This window comes from Mesorhizobium sp. M4A.F.Ca.ET.020.02.1.1 (assembly GCF_004022645.1).
GTDB lineage: Bacteria > Pseudomonadota > Alphaproteobacteria > Rhizobiales > Rhizobiaceae > Mesorhizobium.
Map to the genome: position 1 here is coordinate 1 of NZ_RZOI01001374.1, position 488 is coordinate 488.

Consider the following 488-nt stretch of genomic DNA (forward strand, 5'->3'; position numbering starts at 1 on the left):
CGCCGGTGGCGAGCCGAATACAGCGATGCATGCGAAGATCGCCAGCCGAGTCGCCGAACTGCGCGCCGCCGAGGGCGAGGCATTGGCGGCGAGACTGCACGTGCTGCCGGATTTCCATGGCAACCGCTCGCCGCTGGCCGACCCGCACGCCGTCGGTGTCGTCAGCGGGCTGACGCTCGACTCTTCCTTCGACAGCCTGTGCAAGCTCTACTGGCGCACCGCCGTCGGCATCGCGCTCGGCGTGCGTCACGTGCTGGAGGCGCTGAACGAGAACGGCTACCTGATCGACACTCTGCACGTTACCGGTGGCCACACCAAGAACCCGCTGCTGATGGAGCTCTACGCCGACGCGACCGGCTGCACGGTCATCGAGCCGCTGGCCGACGAGGCGGTCTTGCTCGGCACCGGCATGGTGGCTGCCACCGCCGCCGGGCTCTACCCGGATCTCAACGCGGCCTGCGTCGCCATGCAGCAGGGCGGCAGGAAGC

General features: G+C 69.1%; 1 protein-coding gene. It reads left to right on the forward strand.

Annotated features, from left to right (window positions below):
• Positions 1 to 488 (forward strand): FGGY-family carbohydrate kinase (locus tag EN742_RS37220; RefSeq protein ID WP_245492506.1); only part of this gene is annotated, 488 nt, incomplete at both ends.